Annotated in this window: 15 protein-coding genes and 2 tRNA genes; 11 read left to right on the forward strand and 6 right to left on the reverse strand. The window is 72.7% G+C overall.

Translation table 11 applies throughout. The annotated features are described in order from the left end of the window. Positions 1-32: 32 nt before the first annotated feature. From OF117_RS05910 to OF117_RS05930, 5 genes are all read right to left on the reverse strand, one after another. Entirely contained in the window at positions 33-1181 is a 1149-nt protein-coding gene (locus tag OF117_RS05910) for a LacI family DNA-binding transcriptional regulator (protein ID WP_263551877.1), read from the reverse strand. 232 nt (positions 1182-1413) lie between these two features. After that, entirely contained in the window at positions 1414-2178 is a 765-nt protein-coding gene (locus tag OF117_RS05915; RefSeq protein WP_263551878.1) for an ABC transporter ATP-binding protein, read from the reverse strand. Between the two features lie 105 nt (positions 2179-2283). Beyond that, the gene (locus tag OF117_RS05920) at positions 2284-3102 is read right to left on the reverse strand and encodes an ABC transporter permease (RefSeq protein ID WP_263551879.1); all 819 of its coding nucleotides are present in this window, start codon (positions 3100-3102) and stop codon (positions 2284-2286) included. After that, positions 3099-3953: an ABC transporter permease gene (locus OF117_RS05925; protein WP_263551880.1), complete on the reverse strand. Its 855-nt coding sequence runs from the start codon at positions 3951-3953 to the stop codon at positions 3099-3101. Before OF117_RS05925 ends, OF117_RS05920 begins: the two co-directional genes overlap by 4 nt. Before the next feature lie 31 nt (positions 3954-3984). Beyond that, entirely contained in the window at positions 3985-5061 is a 1077-nt protein-coding gene (locus OF117_RS05930) for an ABC transporter substrate-binding protein (protein WP_263551881.1), read from the reverse strand. 351 nt (positions 5062-5412) lie between these two features. Between OF117_RS05930 and hisD the strand changes: the two genes are divergently transcribed. The 6 genes from hisD to cimA all read left to right on the forward strand — a co-directional run bounded on the left by hisD (position 5413) and on the right by cimA (position 12305). Then, positions 5413-6732: a histidinol dehydrogenase gene (gene hisD, locus OF117_RS05935; protein ID WP_263551882.1), complete on the forward strand. Its 1320-nt coding sequence runs from the start codon at positions 5413-5415 to the stop codon at positions 6730-6732. Between the two features lie 82 nt (positions 6733-6814). Continuing rightward, positions 6815-7825: an amidohydrolase family protein gene (locus tag OF117_RS05940; protein ID WP_263551883.1), complete on the forward strand. Its 1011-nt coding sequence runs from the start codon at positions 6815-6817 to the stop codon at positions 7823-7825. Positions 7826-7871: 46 nt separating this feature from the next. Continuing rightward, positions 7872-8861: a Gfo/Idh/MocA family protein gene (locus OF117_RS05945; protein WP_263551884.1), complete on the forward strand. Its 990-nt coding sequence runs from the start codon at positions 7872-7874 to the stop codon at positions 8859-8861. A gap of 77 nt (positions 8862-8938) precedes the next feature. Beyond that, positions 8939-9625 (forward strand): cyclase family protein, encoded by a 687-nt coding sequence (locus OF117_RS05950; RefSeq protein ID WP_263551865.1) that lies wholly within the window; start codon positions 8939-8941, stop codon positions 9623-9625. Next, on the forward strand, positions 9622-10524 hold the full coding sequence (locus tag OF117_RS05955) for an NAD(P)-dependent oxidoreductase (RefSeq protein WP_263551885.1): 903 nt from the start codon (positions 9622-9624) through the stop codon (positions 10522-10524). Before OF117_RS05950 ends, OF117_RS05955 begins: the two co-directional genes overlap by 4 nt. A gap of 203 nt (positions 10525-10727) precedes the next feature. After that, on the forward strand, positions 10728-12305 hold the full coding sequence (cimA, locus tag OF117_RS05960; protein WP_263551886.1) for a citramalate synthase: 1578 nt from the start codon (positions 10728-10730) through the stop codon (positions 12303-12305). A 6-nt stretch (positions 12306-12311) separates the two neighbouring features. Here cimA and OF117_RS05965 read toward each other — a convergent pair whose 3' ends face one another. Beyond that, a complete protein-coding gene (locus tag OF117_RS05965; protein WP_263551887.1) occupies positions 12312-12692 on the reverse strand; it encodes a VOC family protein in 381 nt (126 codons plus the stop codon). 56 nt (positions 12693-12748) lie between these two features. On the opposite strand from OF117_RS05965, the gene OF117_RS05970 reads away from it, so the two are divergent. From OF117_RS05970 to OF117_RS05990, 5 genes are all read left to right on the forward strand, one after another. Further along, positions 12749-13561, forward strand: a complete 813-nt coding sequence (locus OF117_RS05970; protein ID WP_263551888.1) for a fumarylacetoacetate hydrolase family protein — start codon at positions 12749-12751, stop codon at positions 13559-13561. Then, positions 13558-15039 (forward strand): glutamate--tRNA ligase, encoded by a 1482-nt coding sequence (gltX, locus tag OF117_RS05975; RefSeq protein ID WP_263551889.1) that lies wholly within the window; start codon positions 13558-13560, stop codon positions 15037-15039. The genes OF117_RS05970 and gltX overlap by 4 nt, the downstream gene beginning before the upstream one ends. A gap of 359 nt (positions 15040-15398) precedes the next feature. Next, positions 15399-16358 (forward strand): CPBP family intramembrane glutamic endopeptidase, encoded by a 960-nt coding sequence (locus tag OF117_RS05980; RefSeq protein ID WP_263551890.1) that lies wholly within the window; start codon positions 15399-15401, stop codon positions 16356-16358. A gap of 82 nt (positions 16359-16440) precedes the next feature. After that, positions 16441-16512, forward strand: a tRNA-Gln gene (locus tag OF117_RS05985). Between the two features lie 41 nt (positions 16513-16553). Beyond that, a tRNA-Glu gene (locus tag OF117_RS05990) sits at positions 16554-16626 on the forward strand. Positions 16627-16790: the final 164 nt, after the last annotated feature.

Below are 16790 nucleotides of genomic sequence, written 5' to 3' on the forward strand. Positions count from 1 at the left end.
CGCCGGTCACGGGAGTGCCGGTGGTGCGGGCCTCACCGGACGCGGACCGGCGGGCGGTCGACGGTCGCCCGCCGGACCAGGCTGGTCGCGAACACCTGCTCCCGGCCCGGACCGATCTCGTCGGCGCCCTCGATCCGCTCGGCGAGCATCCGGACCGCCGCCCGCGCCATGTCGCCGATGGGCTGGCGCAGGGTGCTGAGCTGGAAGACCTCCCACGCGGCCATCGGGATGTCGTCGTAGCCGAGGATCGAGACGTCGTCGGGCACCCGGACCCCCAGGGAGAGGGCGGCGTCGATGGCGCCGAAGGCGACGACGTCGTTGCCGCACACGATCGCGGTGGGTGGATCGGGCAGCCGCAGCAGCTCGCGGGTGTGCTGGTAGCCGTTCTGGTGGGAGAACGTCCCCTCGCGCACCAGCGCCGGATCCAGCGACAGGCCGGCCTCCGCGAGCGCCTCCGTCAGCCCGGCCAGCCGGTCGCGGCTGGTGGAGGTGTTGGCCGGGCCGCGGACCACGGCGATCCTGCGGTGCCCGAGGTCGAGCAGGTGCCGGCCGCCGATGACCGCGCCGCCGTGGTTGTCGCTGGTCACCCGGTCGACGTCGAGACCGTCGATGTACCGGTTGAGCAGCACCATGGGCAGCCTGCGCTGCTGCAGCTCCACGGCGAAGCGGGAGCCGAGCGTCGCCGTGGTGACCAGCACGCCGTCGATCGACCGGTCGAGCAACCGCCGGAGCGTCTCCTGCCCGGTCGGGATGTCGGTGCGCTCGGTCAGGAGCACGACGCGGTAGCCCAGCAGCTGCAGCTCGTCGTAGATGGGCGTGAGCAGCGAGGGGAAGAACGGGTTGGTCAGGTCGGAGACGATGACCGCGACCGTGCGGGTCGAGCGGCGGACCAGGCCAGCGGCCAGCGAGTTGGGCACGTAGCCCAGGCGCAGCGCCGCCTCGTCGACGCGTCGGCGGGTCTCCTCGCGCACCCGCGGGTCACCGCGCAGGGCGCGCGACACGGTCGACTGCGAGACGCCGGCCGCGCGGGCGACGGTCCAGCTCGTGGGCGTGGCGTGGCCGGTCGGCTCCGCCGTGAGCCGCGGGGGGGCCAGTGGCGCGGACAGGGTCCGCGCCCGGCGCCGCGGGCGGGCGGTCACCCCAACGTCGGTGGGCTCCCCGGGCGGGGATTCCGTGCTCACCGGGGACACCCCGGGTGCAGGGCCGGATCCGGGCGGGGGCAGGGTGCCGCGACGCGCCCCGGGATCGGCAGCGCGGTGTGCAGCAGGGACCCGGGCGCCCGGCGGTCGGGTGGCGGGCTGGTGGGCATCGACGTCCCCCTCGGATGTCCTGGGCGGCGGACCGTGCGGGGCCGGAGGACGGGCCCCGGGGGACGGGCGTGCGTGCCGGCGCGCGCCCGCCCCCGGGACGACGTCAGCCGGCCGCGGCCACCTGCGGCGTCATCGCCTTCATGTTCTCCAGGCGGGCCAGCACCTCGGCCTGCAGCGTGGCCACCGCCGGGTCGGACTGACGCCGGGGCCGGGGCAGGTCGATGGTGATGTCCTCGAAGATCCGGCCCCCGGGCTGCAGCACGATGATGCGGTCGGACAGCTCCACGGCCTCCACCACGTCGTGCGTGACGAACACGACGGTCTTCTTCGACTGCGCCCAGATGTCCTGCAGCTGGGCGCGCAGCCCCCGCGCGGTGATGGCGTCGAGGTGGCTGAACGGCTCGTCCATGATCAGGAGGTCCGGCTCGACCGCGAAAGCCCGCGCGATGCCCACGCGCTGCTGCATGCCGCCGGACAGCTGGCCGGGGAAGAAGTCGCCGTGCTTGCCCAGACCCACCATGTCCAGGTACGTGTCGACCCGGCGCCGGGTCACCTCGTCGTCGGCGTCCTGGACGTAGAGCATGTTCCTGCGCACGCTGCGCCAGGGCAGCAGCCGCGGGTCCTGGAAGACGTAGCCGAGCCGGGCCGGCTTGCCGGCGTCGCTGGTCACCGAGATCTCGCCGGAGGTGTGGGTCTCGACGCCGGAGATGATGTTGAGCAGCGTGCTCTTGCCGCAGCCCGAGGGGCCGACGATCGAGACGAACGTCTGCCCGCGGACGTCGAAGGTGATGTGGTCCAACACCCGGTTGGCGCGCGCCGTGCCCGCGCCGAAGGTCTTGCAGAGGTCGTTCACCGTCAGGACGGCCATGTCAGTGCCTCTCGGTGGGTCGGTGGTCGGAGGAGGGCGGGGGAGAGGTCGTGCCGGGCGGCGGCGCGACCGGACGCGCCGGAGGCGCCGCCGCCCGGCGACCGCTCAGTGGGCCGCGTCCCGCCAGCGGAACGCCCGCCGGGACAGCCGCTCGAAGATGAGCTGGTCCAGGATGATGATCACGCCGACGAACAGGACCACCCAGGCGGCGAACCCGGCGAACTGGTTGGCGTCGTACCAGTAGCGGGCGCGGTAGCCGGCGCCGCCGGAACCGCCGAACCACTCGGCGAGCAGGACGCCGTTCCAGCCCATGATCACCACGAACCGGATGCCGGCCATCACGTAGCCCATGACCGCGGGCAGGACCAGGTCGGAGACCCGGCGGCGCAGCGGGACGCCGTACGAGGACGACATGTCCCGCAGGTCGCGGGACACGCCGAGCACGCCCTGCGCCACGTTGACGATCATGAACGGCACCGCCGTCAGGAACGTGGTCACGATCGGGCTGGTGTGCCCGAACCCGAACCACATGACGGTGAGGAAGGCCCACATGATCGCCGGGATGGACAGCGCCACCATGACCGGGCTCTCGAGGAACGCCCGCGCCATCGGGGACAACCCGACCAGGACGCCGACCAGGATGCCGACCACGATCGACAGCGCCACGCCGATGCCGAACCGGTAGAAGGTGTCGGCGAAGTTGCCGAACACCTCCCCGCGGCGGAACTCCTCGACCAGCCGGTCGACGACCGACGGCGGGCCGGGGATGCGCTCGAACAGGCCGGCCAGGACGAGCCACAGCGCGAACGCCGCCACGTAGAACGTGAACCGGGCCGCCCTGTCCGAGGTGATGCGCTTCTGCCAGGCCGGTCGCGAGGAGGCCAGCTCCTCGGTCGACCGGCGGGGCGTCAGGGTCGCGGTCACGTGCGCACCCTCTCCTCCGGGCGCCAGGCGAGGACCTTGGCCTCCAGCTTGCGGAGGACCAGGCGCTCGATGATGAGCATGAACACGATGAACAGGGCCATCCACGCGATGACGCCGGTGATGTTGAACAGCTGGTACTCGTTGCGGATCTGGAAGCCCACGCCGTTCGTGCCGCCGAAGACCTCGGTGAGGGCCTCGACCTTCCACGCCACGGCGAAGGACATCCGGACCGCGGCGAACATGTAGGGCACGATGGTCGGCAGGTACACCTCGCGGCGGATCTGCTGCTGCGAGCGCCCGAAGGCCTGGCTCATCTTCACCAGCTGCTGGTCGACCCCACGGATGCCCTCCGCCACGTTGATGGCGACGTAGGGCGTCGAGACCAGGGCCACGGCGAGGACGGGGCCGAGGTTCGACAGACCGAAGATGATCAGCGACAGGACGGCGTAGGTGAGCGCCGGGATGGTGCCCGCCACGGTGACACCGTCGTGGAAGAAGGCCTTCCAGTAGTTGTGGCGACCCATCAGGTAGCCGACGGGCGCGCCGACCAGAACGGCGACGCCGAAGCCGGCGAAGGTCTTCAGGACGCTGGCCATGAAGTCGGAGACCAGGGCGCCGCTGGCGATGATCTCCCACATCTCGGCGCCGACCTCCAGGGGGTTCGGCAGCGTGCCGAACGGGAGGTAGTACGCGGCCACCTGCCAGATGAGCAGCAGGACCACCCAGCCGGCGACGAGGAGGGCGAGGCGCTTGCGCTTGTTGCGCGCCGCTGCGCGTCGGGCGAGCACCTCGCCCTCCTGCCAGGTGACCGCAGGCGCCGTCGGGGGCGCCTCGATCACGGGGTTCGACATGGCGTCGGTTCCTCCTCGTCGGGTGCGGCGGTCAGGAGGCCGGCTTCTCGAGGGTGGTGAAGCTCGGCTCCTCGACGTCCTCCTCGACGAAGCCGGTCTCCTTCATGAGGTCGAAGACCTCGCGCTCGCCCTCGACCCACTCCTCGGTGAGGTACGTGGTGGGCACGAACCAGTCGAACCGGTTGTCCAGCCAATCCTGCAGGAAGGCCATCTCCTCCGGCGTGCGGACGGCGAAGTCCTCCGGGTACGCCGCGATGATCTCGTCGCGGTGCTCCTGCCACTCCTGGATGCCGCGGTCCCACAGCTCGATCAGGAAGGACGCCTCCTCCTGGTTCTTCTCGACCCAGGCCTCCCGGGCGACGAAGACGTTCGTCTGCGGGTGGGTGACGTCCTCGGGGAAGCTGCTGTAGTTCTCGGCCCACATCTGCGCGGCCGACTTCGCGTCGTACAGCGGCTTGATCTGGTTGGTCGACAGCTCCGGGATGGCGAAGTCGGGCAGGCACAGGCACGCGGCGGCGTCGCCGCGGGCCACCAGGCTGGCGAGGTTCTGGATGTCGGTGACGACGAGCTCGTAGTCGCCGCCGTCGGCCGAGAGGTCCAGACCGCACATCTCCTTGGCGTACATGCCCCAGATCAGGGTGATGCTGACCGAGGTGAAGGTCGCGATCTTCTGCCCCTCGAGGTCGCAGATGTTCTGCGCGGGGTTGTCCGCTCCGACGGCCAGGATGCTGCGGTCGGTGTTGTAGGCACCGAAGACCGTGGCGGGTTCACCGGTCGCCTCGGCGAGGTCCGGGACCTCGTAGGTGGCCGCCGAGATGACGTCGGCGTGACCGCCGGCGTAGACGCCGAACTCGTCCCACGACGAGGAGGTCAGGACCTGGATCCCGGCCGCCTCCTCCATCTCCTGCTTGATGCCCTGGTCCTCGAGCCACTTCCAGACGGGGTCGGGCGCCATGACCATGTTGATGACGCCGCCTGCGTCCGCGGCCTCGCCGGGGGGCTGGCTGGACCCGCCGCCCGACGCGCACGCCGATGCGGTGACCGCGACCGCGGCCATGCCGGCCACCAGCCGCAACCCACGGGCGTTCCCGCTCGTAGTGATCCCCATGCTCCTGCCTCTCGTACGGGACGCCTCAGCGCGTCCGCCATGGGTGGATCCGTGTGGTGCTGCGTCGGCCGGCTGTGACCCAGCCCACGCGTATACGGCCGACTGTGCCTGCAATCACATGCATACGTCAAGCACGGGTGCCGCGGCCCTCCTCCGGTGGTCCGGCGCGCACCGGGCGGCGCGCCGATGCCGCGGCCGTCCCCCAGTCCTGGTGACACCGCGCTGAGCACCGTGTTCGTCAACGGCGGGACGACGTGCGGGCCACGTGGGCCGCGCCCGACCGCGACCGCGGCTTGACATGACTAGGTATGCACAACAGGATCGTGATCCCGACGTGACCTGGAGCACAGCATGAGCCGGCAGTTGAAGGAGGCGGCGTCCACCGCGGCGCTGCGGCAGGAACGGTCCGACGTGTCGGAGGTGGTGGCCGCGGTCATCGCCGACGTCCGCGAGCGCGGCGACGAGGCGGTCCGGCAGTACTCGGAGAAGTTCGACTCCTGGTCGCCGGAGAGCTTCCGGCTGTCCGCCGGGCAGATCGAGGAGATCGTCGCGCGGGTGCCCGACGAGGTGCTCGACGACCTCCGCACCGTGCAGGCCAACGTGCGGGCCTTCGCCCAGCACCAGCTGGAGTCGATGCGCGAGTTCGAGGTGGAGACCCGGCCGGGGGTGTTCCTCGGTCAGCGGCACCTGCCGATCGCCGCGAGCGGCGCCTACGTGCCGGGCGGGCGCTACCCGCTGACCGCCTCCGCGCACATGACCGTGGTGACCGCCAAGGTCGCGGGCGTCGAGCGCGTCACCACGTGCACCCCACCCATCCGGGGCGAGATCCCCGCGGCCACCGTCGCGGCCATGCACCTGGCCGGCGCCGACGACATCTTCCTCCTCGGCGGCGTCCAGGCCGTGGCGGCGATGGCCCTGGGCACCGGGACGATCGGCAAGGTCGACCTGCTGGCCGGGCCGGGGAACGCCTACGTGGCCGAGGCCAAGCGCCAGCTGTTCGGCGAGGTGGGCATCGACCTGTTCGCCGGCCCCACCGAGATCCTCGTCGTCGCCGACGGCAGCGCCGATCCGTTCGTGGTGGCCGTCGACCTGCTCAGCCAGGCCGAGCACGGTCCCGACTCACCGGCCGTGCTGATCAGCACCTCGGAGGAGGTCGCCCGCGCCGCCATGGCGCACATCGACCGGCTGCTCCCCGACATGCCGACCAACGACATGGCCGGTCCGGCCTGGCGCGACCACGGCCAGGTGCACGTCGTCGACGACCTCGACGAGGCCTACCGGCTGGCCGACGCCTTCGCCAGCGAGCACGTCCAGATCCTGACCGAGCGGCCGCGCGAGGCTCTGGAGAAGATGCACAACTACGGGGCCCTCTTCCTCGGCGAGGGCACCTGCGTCTCCTACGGCGACAAGGTGATCGGGACCAACCACGTGCTGCCCACCCGCGGCGCCGCCCGCTACACCGGCGGGTTGTGGGTGGGGAAGTACCTGCGCACGGTCACCTACCAGGAGGTCACCGACCGCGCGGCCAGCGCCGAGCTGGGCGAGCTCTGCGGCCGGGCCTCGCGCATCGAGCTGTTCGAGGGTCACGCGCGCTCCGGCGACGTCCGCGCCGCCAAGTACGCAGGCGCCCCGCTGCCGTGGGCCGCCGACGTGTACGCCCCCGCCCGCTGACCCGCCCGCTGACCCGCCCGCTCCCGACCCGCACCGTGCCGACCCGGGCACCGTGCCCCCCCACCCGAGAGGACCCGCCCGCATGACCCGGAGCACCGGCCGCACCGTGGACGTCCACGCCCACGTCATCACCCCCGCCTGCCTGGAGCTGGCGCAGGGCCTGATGGAGCCGCAGTACGACCCGTTCTCCTACTGGGCGGGCAAGGAGACCAACGAGTACCAGGCCGGTCACATGAAGGAGATCCTCCCGAAGGCGACCGACATCGACGTCCGCCTGGCCGACATGGACGCCATGGGCATCGACGTCCAGGCGCTGTCGGTGGCACCGCCGCAGTACTACTACTGGGCCGACGTCGAGCTGGGCCGGAAGCTCGCCCGCATGCAGAACGAGAACCTGGCGTCGATGGTGCAGGCCCACCCCGACCGCTTCGTCGGCCTGGCGACGGTGCCGATGCAGGACGTCTCGTCGGCGGTCGCGGAGCTCGAGCACTGCGTCCGGGAGTACGACTTCCGCGGCGTGGAGATCAACACGAACATCTTCGGCCTCGACCTCGACGACCCCCGCTTCCGGCCCTTCTTCGCCAAGGCGGAGGAGCTCGACGTCGCCGTCCTGCTGCACCCCAACGGGTTCACCCACGGCGAGCGGCTGCAGAAGTACTACATGACCAACGTGATCGGAAATCCGCTGGACACCACCGTGGCGATCAACCGGATCATCCACGGCGGCGTGCTGGAGGAGCACCCGGCGCTCAAGCTGGTCCTGGTGCACGGCGGTGGGTTCCTGCCGTTCTACTCCTCGCGCATCGACCACTCCTACGAGCTGCGGCCCGAGGGGCGCCACCACATCACCCGCCCGCCGAGCACCTACCTCAAGCAGGTCTTCGTCGACTGCCTGGTGTTCGACTCGGTGCACCTGGAGTTCCTCGTGCAGCAGATGGGTGCCGACCACGTCGTCATCGGTACCGACTACCCCTTCGACATGGGGCACTACGACCCGCTGGGGCAGATCGACGGCATGCGCGGGGTGAGCGAGGAGGACAAGGACCTCGTCCGCAGCACCACGGCGCACAAGCTGCTCAAGCTCGACCACTGACCGGCCCGGGCGTGCACGCGGGCGAGCGCGGAAGAGGGAGGCACCGGTGATCTCCGTGGCCGTGGTGGGCCTGGGCTGGTGGGGGCGCAACGTCGTCGGGCTGCTGTCGGGCAGCGAGCGCATCCGGCCGGTCCTGGGGGTGGACGTCGACCCCGCGGGCCGGGACTGGGCCCGGTCCCGCGGCCTGGACGTGGCCGGCGACCTGCAGGAGGCGCTCGACGACCCGCGGGTCGACGCGGTCGTGCTGTGCTCGCCGCACCGTTTCCACTCGGCGCAGATCGTCGCGGCGGCCGGGGCGGGCAAGCACGTCTTCTGCGAGAAACCCTTCTGCACCACCACCGCGGAGGCCGACGCCGCGATCGCCGCGGTCGAGGCCGCCGGCGTGCGGCTCGGCATCGGGCACGAACGGCGCTTCGAGCCGGCGGTGGTGGAGCTGCAGGAGCTGTGCCGCTCCGGTGCGCTCGGCACGCCGCTGGTCTTCGAGGGCAACTTCAGCCAGGACAAGTTCCTCGCCCTGCCCCCGGACAACTGGCGGCTGTCGAGCACCGAGGCGCCCGTCGGACCGCTGTCGGCGACCGGCATCCACCTGGTCGACCTGGCGATCAGCGTCTTCGGCGAGCCCAGCGAGGTGTGGGCCCGGCTCGCGACCCGCGCGACGTCGTTCCAGAACGGCGACACCCTCTCGGTGACGCTGGGCTTCCCGGACGGCGCCACCGCCTCGATCACCGCCGTCCTGACCACGCCGTTCATCGGCCGGATCTGCGTGCTCGGGTCGAGGGGCTGGATGGAGATCCGCGATCGCAGCCACCCGGAGAACCCGACGGGGTGGGACGTCACGACGCAGTACCGCGACGAGGCGCCGAGCACGCGGTTCGTCCCGCCGAGCCCCGCCGTCCTCGACAACCTCGAGCGGTTCGCCGCCGCCGTGGAGGGGACGGCGGAGTACCCGGTGAGCGCCGCGGACATCCGCGCCAACGTGCGGGCCTTCGAGGCGATCACCCGCTCCGCGCTCAGCGGCGCGGTGGAGAAGCTCTAGCCGCCTCCCCGCGCCCGTCCCTGTCCCGTCCCGACCGTCCCGCACCCCGTCCCCGTCCCGACCACGAAGGAGCACGCATGCGGATCGTCGACCTGTCGCAGGACATCTACGAGGGGATGAAGGTCTATCCCGGGCACCTGAAGACGGTGCAGTTCGAGCACGTCACGCACGAGGAGACCGCGCCGCGGTTCGAGGGCGGGTTCTCCTTCCAGACCACCGGGTTCATCCTCAACGACAACGGGCCCACGCACGTGGACTCCTTCTCCCACCTGGATCCGGCGCCGGGCGCGGAGACCATCGACCAGATGCCGCTGGAGCTGTTCCACGGGCCGGCGGTGTGCCTGGACGTGACCGGGTTCGCGCCGCAGACCGACATCACCGCCGAGGACCTGGACCGGATCGAGGCCGCCGCGCCGGTGGAGGTGCGCCGGGGCGACATCGTGCTGTTCCACACCGCCACCTGGAACCGCTTCGCGGGGGACAAGCGGTACCTGACCGACTTCCCGGGGCTGGGCGCCTCGGCGGCGGAGTGGATCGTCGAGCGGGGGGTGAAGACCTTCGGGGTGGACAGCCCCACCCCGGACAACCCGGCGAGCAAGACCTATCCGGTGCACATGATGTGCCGCCGGGAGCACATCACCCACTACGAGAACCTGGCCAACCTCGACCAGGTGGTGGGCACCCGGTTCACGTTCATCGGGTTCCCGCTCAAGGTCCGCGGCGCGCACGGCGGCCCCACCCGCGCCGTCGCCCTCGTCGAGTGAGCGACACGTCCGCAGGCGGCGCCGGCGACGGCGCCGCCCCGGTCGTCGCCGTCCTCGGCGCGGGGGCGATGGGCGCCGGCATGGTGCGTTCCCTGCGCCGGGCGCAGGTACCGGTGCGGGTGTGGAACCGCGACGCGGCCAAGGCCGAGGCGCTGGCCGGATCGGGGGCCGAGGTCTGCGCGACGCCGGCCGACGCGGTGGCCGGCGCCGACGTCGTCCTCACCGTGCTGCTCGACGCCGAGGCCGTGCTCGACACGGTCCGGCGGGCGGCCCCGGCGGCCGGCACCGTGTGGCTGCAGTGCGCGACGGTGGGCCTCGACGGGTTCGACCGCACCGCGGACCTGGCGCGCGAGCTGGACCTCGTCCTGGTCGACTGCCCGGTGCTCGGCACGCGCAAGCCCGCCGAGGACGGCGCCCTCGTCCTGCTCGCCTCCGGCCCCGAGGACGTCCGCGACCGGCTGGAGCCGGTGTTCGCGGCGATCGCGCGCAAGACGCTGTGGCTGGACGGCGACGGCGCGGGGACCCGGCTCAAGCTGGTCTGCAACGCCTGGATCTTCATGCTGACCGCCGGGGTGGCCCAGTCCGTCGCCCTGGCGCGCGCGCTGGACGTGGACCCGCGGCACTTCTTCGCCGCCATCGAGGGAGGCCCGCTCGACACCCCCTACGCCCACGTCAAGGGCGCGCTCATCCGCGACGGCGAGTACCCGGTGAGCTTCGCGCTGCCTGGCGCGATCAAGGACAACCGGTTGATCCAGGCGGCGCTGGCCTCGGCCGGGCTGTCCGACCGCTTGACCGCGGCCGTGCTGGAGACCATGGAGGCCGCCGCCTCCGGGTTGACCGACCCGGCGTCCGCGGACATGGCGGTGATGGTCGAAGGCCTGTCGCGCTCGCGGGACTGATCGGTCGGCTGCCGCCGGGTCCGTGGGGGGTGGCCGCCGGAGGGACGGCTCGTGCCGGTGCTGTGCTTTACTCGACGTGATGCACGGCACCGGCACGATCATTCTCAGCTAGCGCGCAGTCGACTCCCGACCGCGCGCAGACCTCCCGTACCCGGGGGGTCTTTTTCGTGTCGAGGGTCCCTCGCCGCCGACCGGAGGGCGTCATGAGCGTTCCGACAGACTTCCACGTCTTCGACACCACCCTGCGCGACGGCGCACAGCGGGAGGGCATCAGCTACTCCGTGGCCGACAAGCTCGCGGTGGCGCGGCTGATGGACCAGGTGGGGGTGGGCTTCATCGAGGGCGGCTGGCCCGGGGCGCTGCCCAAGGACACCGAGTTCTTCGCCCGCGCCCGCAAGGAACTGGACCTCCAGCACGCGCAGCTCGTCGCCTTCGGGTCCACCCGCAAGGCCGGGGTGCGCGTCGGCGACGATCCGCAGGTCCGCGCGCTGCTCGATGCGGAGACCCCGGTCGTCTGCCTGGTGGCGAAGTCCGACGTCCGGCACGTGCGCGAGGCGCTGCGCACCACGCTCGAGGAGAACCTGGCGATGGTGGCCGACACGGTCGCCTTCTTCGTCGGGCACGGGCGGCGGGTGTTCCTCGACTGCGAGCACTTCTTCGACGGGTACGCGGCCGACCGCGACTACGGCGTCCGCGTGCTGGAGGCGGCGTTCGGTGCCGGCGCCGAGGTCGGCGTCCTCTGCGACACCAACGGCGGCATGCTGCCGATGGGGGTCGGCCGGGTGGTCGCCGACGTCCGGTCCCGGGTCGACGGGAAGCTCGGCATCCACTGCCAGGACGACACCGGCTGCGCTGTGGCCAACAGCCTGGCCGCCGTCGAGGCCGGCGTCACCCACGTCCAGGGGACGGCGAACGGCTACGGCGAGCGCGCCGGCAATGCCGACACCTTCTCGCTGATCGCCAACCTGGAGACCAAGATGGGCCTGCGGGTGGTGCCGCCCGGGTGCCTCGCGGAGCTGCAGCGGGTCAGCCACGCGATCGCCGAGCTGGCCAACATCGCCCCGGACGAGCACCAGCCGTTCGTCGGCGCCTCGGCGTTCGCGCACAAGGCCGGTCTGCACGCCAGCGCCATCAAGGTCAGCCCGGAGCTGTACAACCACCTCGACCCTGCGGTCGTGGGCAACGACATGCGCATCCTGGTCACCGAGATGGCCGGTCGCGCCTCGGTCGAGCTCAAGGGCCGCGAGCTCGGCGTCGACCTCGACGGGCACGCCGACGTCATCGGCCGCGTCGTCGACCAGGTGAAGGTGCTCGAGGCCGACGGCTGGTCCTTCGAGGCCGCGGACGCGTCCTTCGAGCTGCTGCTGCGCGCCCACCTGCCCGAGGCGCCGGAGCCGTTGTTCGACCTGGAGAGCTACAGGACCTCGGTCGAGCACTGGGGCAACGGCGTCGTGGTCAGCGAGGCGACGGTCAAGGTGCACGTCGACGGCGAGCGGATCATCTCCACCGCCGAGGGCAACGGCCCGGTCAACGCCCTGGACAACGCGCTGCGCCAGGCGCTGGTCAGCCGCTACCCGCGGCTGGCCGACGTCGCGCTGGCCGACTACAAGGTGCGCATCCTCGGGTGGAAGGGCGGCACCAGCGCCACCACCCGGGTGCTCATCGACACCACCGACGGCGTGGGGGAGTGGACCACCGTGGGTGTGCACGCCAACATCGTCGAGGCCTCCTGGCACGCGCTGGTCGACGCCCTGACGTATGCGGTGAACTGCCGCGGCTGAGGGCGGTCAGAGCGGTGCCACGCGCCGGCCCAGGAGGCAGAACTCGTTGCCCTCCGGGTCGGCGAGCACGTGCCAGCTCTCGCCGCCGGTCTGACCGACCTCCGCCGGCACGGCGCCGAGGGCGAGCAACCGCCGCAGCTCGGCGTCCTGGTCGCGGTCGGTGGGGCTCAGGTCGACGTGCAGCCGCACCTTGCCCGGCGTGGGATCGGCCACCGGCGCGAAGAGCAGCGTGGGGGCCGCCCCGCCGAAGCCCTCGGCGGGGCCGATCTCGACGCTGCCGTCCTCCTCGCGGCCGAGGACGCGGTAGTCGAGGACGGCGGACCAGAAGGCGGCCAGCGCCTCGGGGTCCCGGCTGTCGACGACGAGCTCGGTGAACCGGCAGGCCATCGGACGAGCCTAGAGCGGCGGCGGGCCGACGCCGTCGGCACGGTTAACCTCGCGATGTGCGCATCGTCCGCTTCGCCTCCCCGCAGGGCATGTCCTTCGGCATCCTCGACGGGGACGGCAACGTCGCCCAGATCGAGGGGCACCCCTTCGGCCGCATCTCCTTCACCGGCGCCCGGTACGCGCAGGCCGACATCCGGCTGCTGTCCCCGATCCTCCCCAGCAAGGTGGTCTGCGTCGGCAAGAACTACGCCGCGCACGTCACCGAGCTCGGCCCGGGCGACGCGCCGTCCGAGCCGCTGCTGTTCCTCAAGCCGTCCACGTCGGTGATCGGCCCCGGTGACGCGATCCGCATCCCGCCGGGCAGCACCAACGTGCACCACGAGGTCGAGCTCGCCGTCGTGATCGGCGCCCGCGGCGCCCGGCACGTGACCCCCGGGCAGGCGCTCGGCAGCGTCTTCGGATACACGGTCGGCAACGACGTCACCGAGCGCGACATGCAGAACCGCGACGGGCAGTGGACCCGCGCCAAGGGCTTCGACTCCTTCTGCCCGCTCGGTCCGTGGATCGAGACCGACCTCGGCGCGCTGGGGCTCGACCCCGCGGACCTCGAGCTGACCTGCACGGTCGACGGCGAGCGCCGCCAGCAGGGCCGCACCAGCCAGCTGCTGTTCGACGTGCCGACGCTGATCTCCTACATCTCCCAGGTGATGACGCTGCTGCCCGGCGACGTCGTCCTCACGGGCACCCCGGCCGGCGTCGGCCCGATCCGCGCCGGCCAGCAGGTCGAGTGCACCGTCGAGGGGCTCGGCACGCTGACCAACGCCGTCGCCGACGCCGACGTCGTCTCCACCGCCGGAGGTGCCCGGTGACCGCGCCCGCGACGGTCCGCACCCGGTTCTGCCCCTCGCCGACCGGCCTGGTGCACGTCGGCCTGGTCCGGACGGCGCTGTTCAACTGGGCGCACGCCCGGCACGCCGGCGGCGCGTTCGTCTTCCGCATCGAGGACACCGACGCCGCCCGCGACACCGAGGAGTCCTACCGGCACCTGGTCGACAGCCTGCGCTGGCTGGGGCTCGACTGGGACGAAGGCCCCGAGGTCGGCGGCCCGCACGGCCCCTACCGGCAGTCGGAGCGGCACGACGTCTACCGCGAGGTGGCCGCGAAGCTGCTGGCCGCCGGTTCGGCCTACGAGTCGTTCTCCACCCCGGAGGAGGTGGAGGCGCGACGGCTGGCCGCCGGGCAGGACCCCAAGCTCGGCTACGACAACGCCGACCGGTACCTCACCGACGCGCAGAAGGCCGCCTTCCGCGACGAGGGCCGCCGGCCGGTGCTGCGGCTGCGGATGCCCGAGGAGGACCTGGGCTGGACCGACCTGGTCCGCGGGGAGGTCCGCTTCACCGCCGGCGCCGTCCCCGACTTCGTGCTCGTGCGCGCCAACGGCGCGCCGCTGTACCCGTTCGTGAACCCGGTCGACGACGCCCTGATGGGCATCACCGACGTGCTCCGCGGCGAGGACCTGCTGCCCTCCACCCCGCGGCAGCTGGCCCTGTACGCGGCGCTGGCCGACATCGGCATCGGCACGGGCGCTCCGCGCTTCGGCCACCTGCCGCTGGTGACCGGCGAGGGCACCAGGAAGCTGTCCAAGCGCGACCCGCAGTCCAACCTCGACGTCCACCGCGAGCGCGGGTTCTTGCCGGAGGGGCTGGTCAACTACCTGGCGTTGCTCGGCTGGGCGATCGCCGAGGACCGCGACGTGTTCACCCCCGCCGAGCTCGTCGCGGCCTTCGACGTGACCCGCGTGAGCGCCAACCCGGCGCGCTTCGACCTGAGGAAGGCCGAGGCGATCAACGCCACGCACCTGCGGGCGCTGCCGGTCGAGGAGTTCGTCGAGCGGGTGACGCCGTTCCTCGCCGCGGTCGGGTTGGTCGCCGACCCGCCCACCGACGACCAGCGGCGGGTGCTGACGGCGATCGCCCCACTGGCCCAGGAACGCATGGTCGTGCTGTCCGACGCGGTCGACCTGCTCGGCTTCCTGTTCACCGACGAGGTCGCCCTCGACCCCGGTGCCGTCGGCAAGCAGCTGTCCGGGTCCGGGGCGGTCGAGGTGCTCGACGCCGCGTCGGCCGCCCTCGCCGACCTGGCCGACTGGTCCACCGCGGAGATCGAGGCGGCGCTCCGGACGGCCCTGGTGGACGGGCTGGGCCGCAAGCCGCGGCAGGCCTTCGGGCCGGTCCGGGTGGCGGTGAGCGGCCGGACGGTCTCCCCGCCGCTGTACGAGTCGATCGAGCTGCTGGGCCGGGAGCGCACCCTCGCCCGGCTGTCCGCCGCCCGCGGCGCCGCCGGATGACCGGTCCCGACGCGGGGGAGGAGCCCTACGCAGGGCCGCCGCCGACCGAGCGGCCCGAGCCCTGGCAGTGGCAGCCGGCGTGGCTGCCGCCCGGACCGTGGTCCGGCCCGCCCGGACCGTGGTCCGGCCCGCCGGGGCCGTGGCCGCCACCGCCGCCGGGGTACGGCCGGCCGCCGTGGCCGGCAGCGCCGCCGGGGCCCGGGCCGGCGACCGCTCCGCCCGGCTACGGGGCGGGTGCGCCCGGGCCCGGGTACGGACCGCCGCCCCCGGGAGGGCCGTGGCCCGGCACGCCCGGTGCGCCCGCGCCCTGGTACGGCCCGCCCGGCGGGCCGCCGTGGCCGCCGGTCCTGCCGCCGGGCATGCGCTGGGTCCCGCCGCCGGGGACGCCGCCGCACGACGAGCCGCGCCCGTACCTGCGGGTGATGCGGTCGCGCACGTGGGCGTGGTGGCGGGCCCTGGTCGGCCTGCTGCTGGTGCTGGTCGTCTACACGGTCGCCGCGACCGCGATCGTGCTCGCCGGCGTCCTGCTGGGGCTCGACCCCGCCCTCGACACGCTCGACCTGGTCGACCCCGCCGTGCTGCTGCTGACCAACCTGACGCTGATCGCCGCCATCCCGGTCGTCTGGCTGGCCTGGGTGGCCGCGCACGGCATGGGCATCGGGTGGTCGTCGTCGGTGCTGGGCCGGCTGCGGTGGCGGCTGTTCCGGCCCTACGCGCTGCTGGCCCTCGTCACGCTCGGCGTCGGCATCGGCGTCTCCGTGCTGCTCGGCATGCTGGTCGACGACCAGCCGATCACCGGGCCGGTCGAGTCCTTCGGCTGGCTGCTGCTGGTGGTCGTGCTCACCACGCCGCTGCAGTCCGCAGCGGAGGAGTACCTCTTCCGCGGCTACCTCAGCCAGGCCATCGCCGGCTGGATCCGGGCACCCCGGGCCGGCGCCGTCGTGGCCGCGGTGACCACCGCCGCGCTGTTCTCCGCGGCGCACGCACCCGGTGACGTGTGGACCTTCCTCGACCGTTTCGCCTTCGGGCTGGCCGCGTCCGCGGTCGTCGTCCTGACCGGCGGCCTGGAGGCGGCGATCGTGCTCCACGCCGTGAACAACGTCATCGTCTTCGTGCTGGCCGGTGCACTGGGGGAGGGGGTGGCCACCGAGGAGGTGCCGCAGGGGGCCGGGGTGCTGTTCGTGCTGCTCAGCGTGCTGGCGATGGGCGCCTACGTGGTGGTGGTGGCGCGCTCGGGCCGCCGCCTGCGTCCCGACCGGGCGACGCCGGCGCACGACCTGCGCGCCCCGCCGGTCGCGCTGCCCGCCGCTCGCCCGTGACCCGCCGTCGGGAGGGCGCTGCCCGGCCGTCTCCGGACGTCGGGTATCGTCTCCTGCGGCGCCGCGAGGTGCCGCGCCACCTTGGGGTATGGGGTAATTGGCAGCCCGACGGATTCTGGCTCCGTTAGTCTAGGTTCGAGTCCTGGTACCCCAGCGAGGAAGCACCACCTCCTCCGCACCACCAGCACCACCGAGGGCCCCGTCGTCTAGCGGCCTAGGACGCCGCCCTCTCACGGCGGTAGCGAGGGTTCGAATCCCTTCGGGGCTACGGCAGGCGAGAGCCCCCGACCAGCGCGGTCGGGGGCTCTCGTCGTCCTCCCCCGCGACGAGCCGGCCTGGCGGCCGTGGCAGGATGGGCAACCGCACGGCCCCGTCGTCTAGCGGCCCAGGACGCCGCCCTCTCACGGCGGTAGCGAGGGTTCGAATCCCTTC

The sequence above is a fragment of the Geodermatophilus sp. YIM 151500 genome, assembly GCF_025716945.1.
Classification (GTDB): domain Bacteria; phylum Actinomycetota; class Actinomycetes; order Mycobacteriales; family Geodermatophilaceae; genus YIM-151500.

Coding starts and splice junctions, on each gene's coding strand:
- OF117_RS05930 (WP_263551881.1), bottom strand. CDS start 5,061: ATGGGGATCACTACGAGCGGGAACGCCCGTGGGTTGCGGCTGGTGGCC.
- OF117_RS05950 (WP_263551865.1), top strand. CDS start 8,939: ATGCGGATCGTCGACCTGTCGCAGGACATCTACGAGGGGATGAAGGTC.
- OF117_RS05940 (WP_263551883.1), top strand. CDS start 6,815: ATGACCCGGAGCACCGGCCGCACCGTGGACGTCCACGCCCACGTCATC.
- OF117_RS05925 (WP_263551880.1), bottom strand. CDS start 3,953: ATGTCGAACCCCGTGATCGAGGCGCCCCCGACGGCGCCTGCGGTCACC.
- OF117_RS05915 (WP_263551878.1), bottom strand. CDS start 2,178: ATGGCCGTCCTGACGGTGAACGACCTCTGCAAGACCTTCGGCGCGGGC.
- OF117_RS05965 (WP_263551887.1), bottom strand. CDS start 12,692: ATGGCCTGCCGGTTCACCGAGCTCGTCGTCGACAGCCGGGACCCCGAG.
- cimA (WP_263551886.1), top strand. CDS start 10,728: ATGAGCGTTCCGACAGACTTCCACGTCTTCGACACCACCCTGCGCGAC.
- hisD (WP_263551882.1), top strand. CDS start 5,413: ATGAGCCGGCAGTTGAAGGAGGCGGCGTCCACCGCGGCGCTGCGGCAG.
- OF117_RS05980 (WP_263551890.1), top strand. CDS start 15,399: ATGCGCTGGGTCCCGCCGCCGGGGACGCCGCCGCACGACGAGCCGCGC.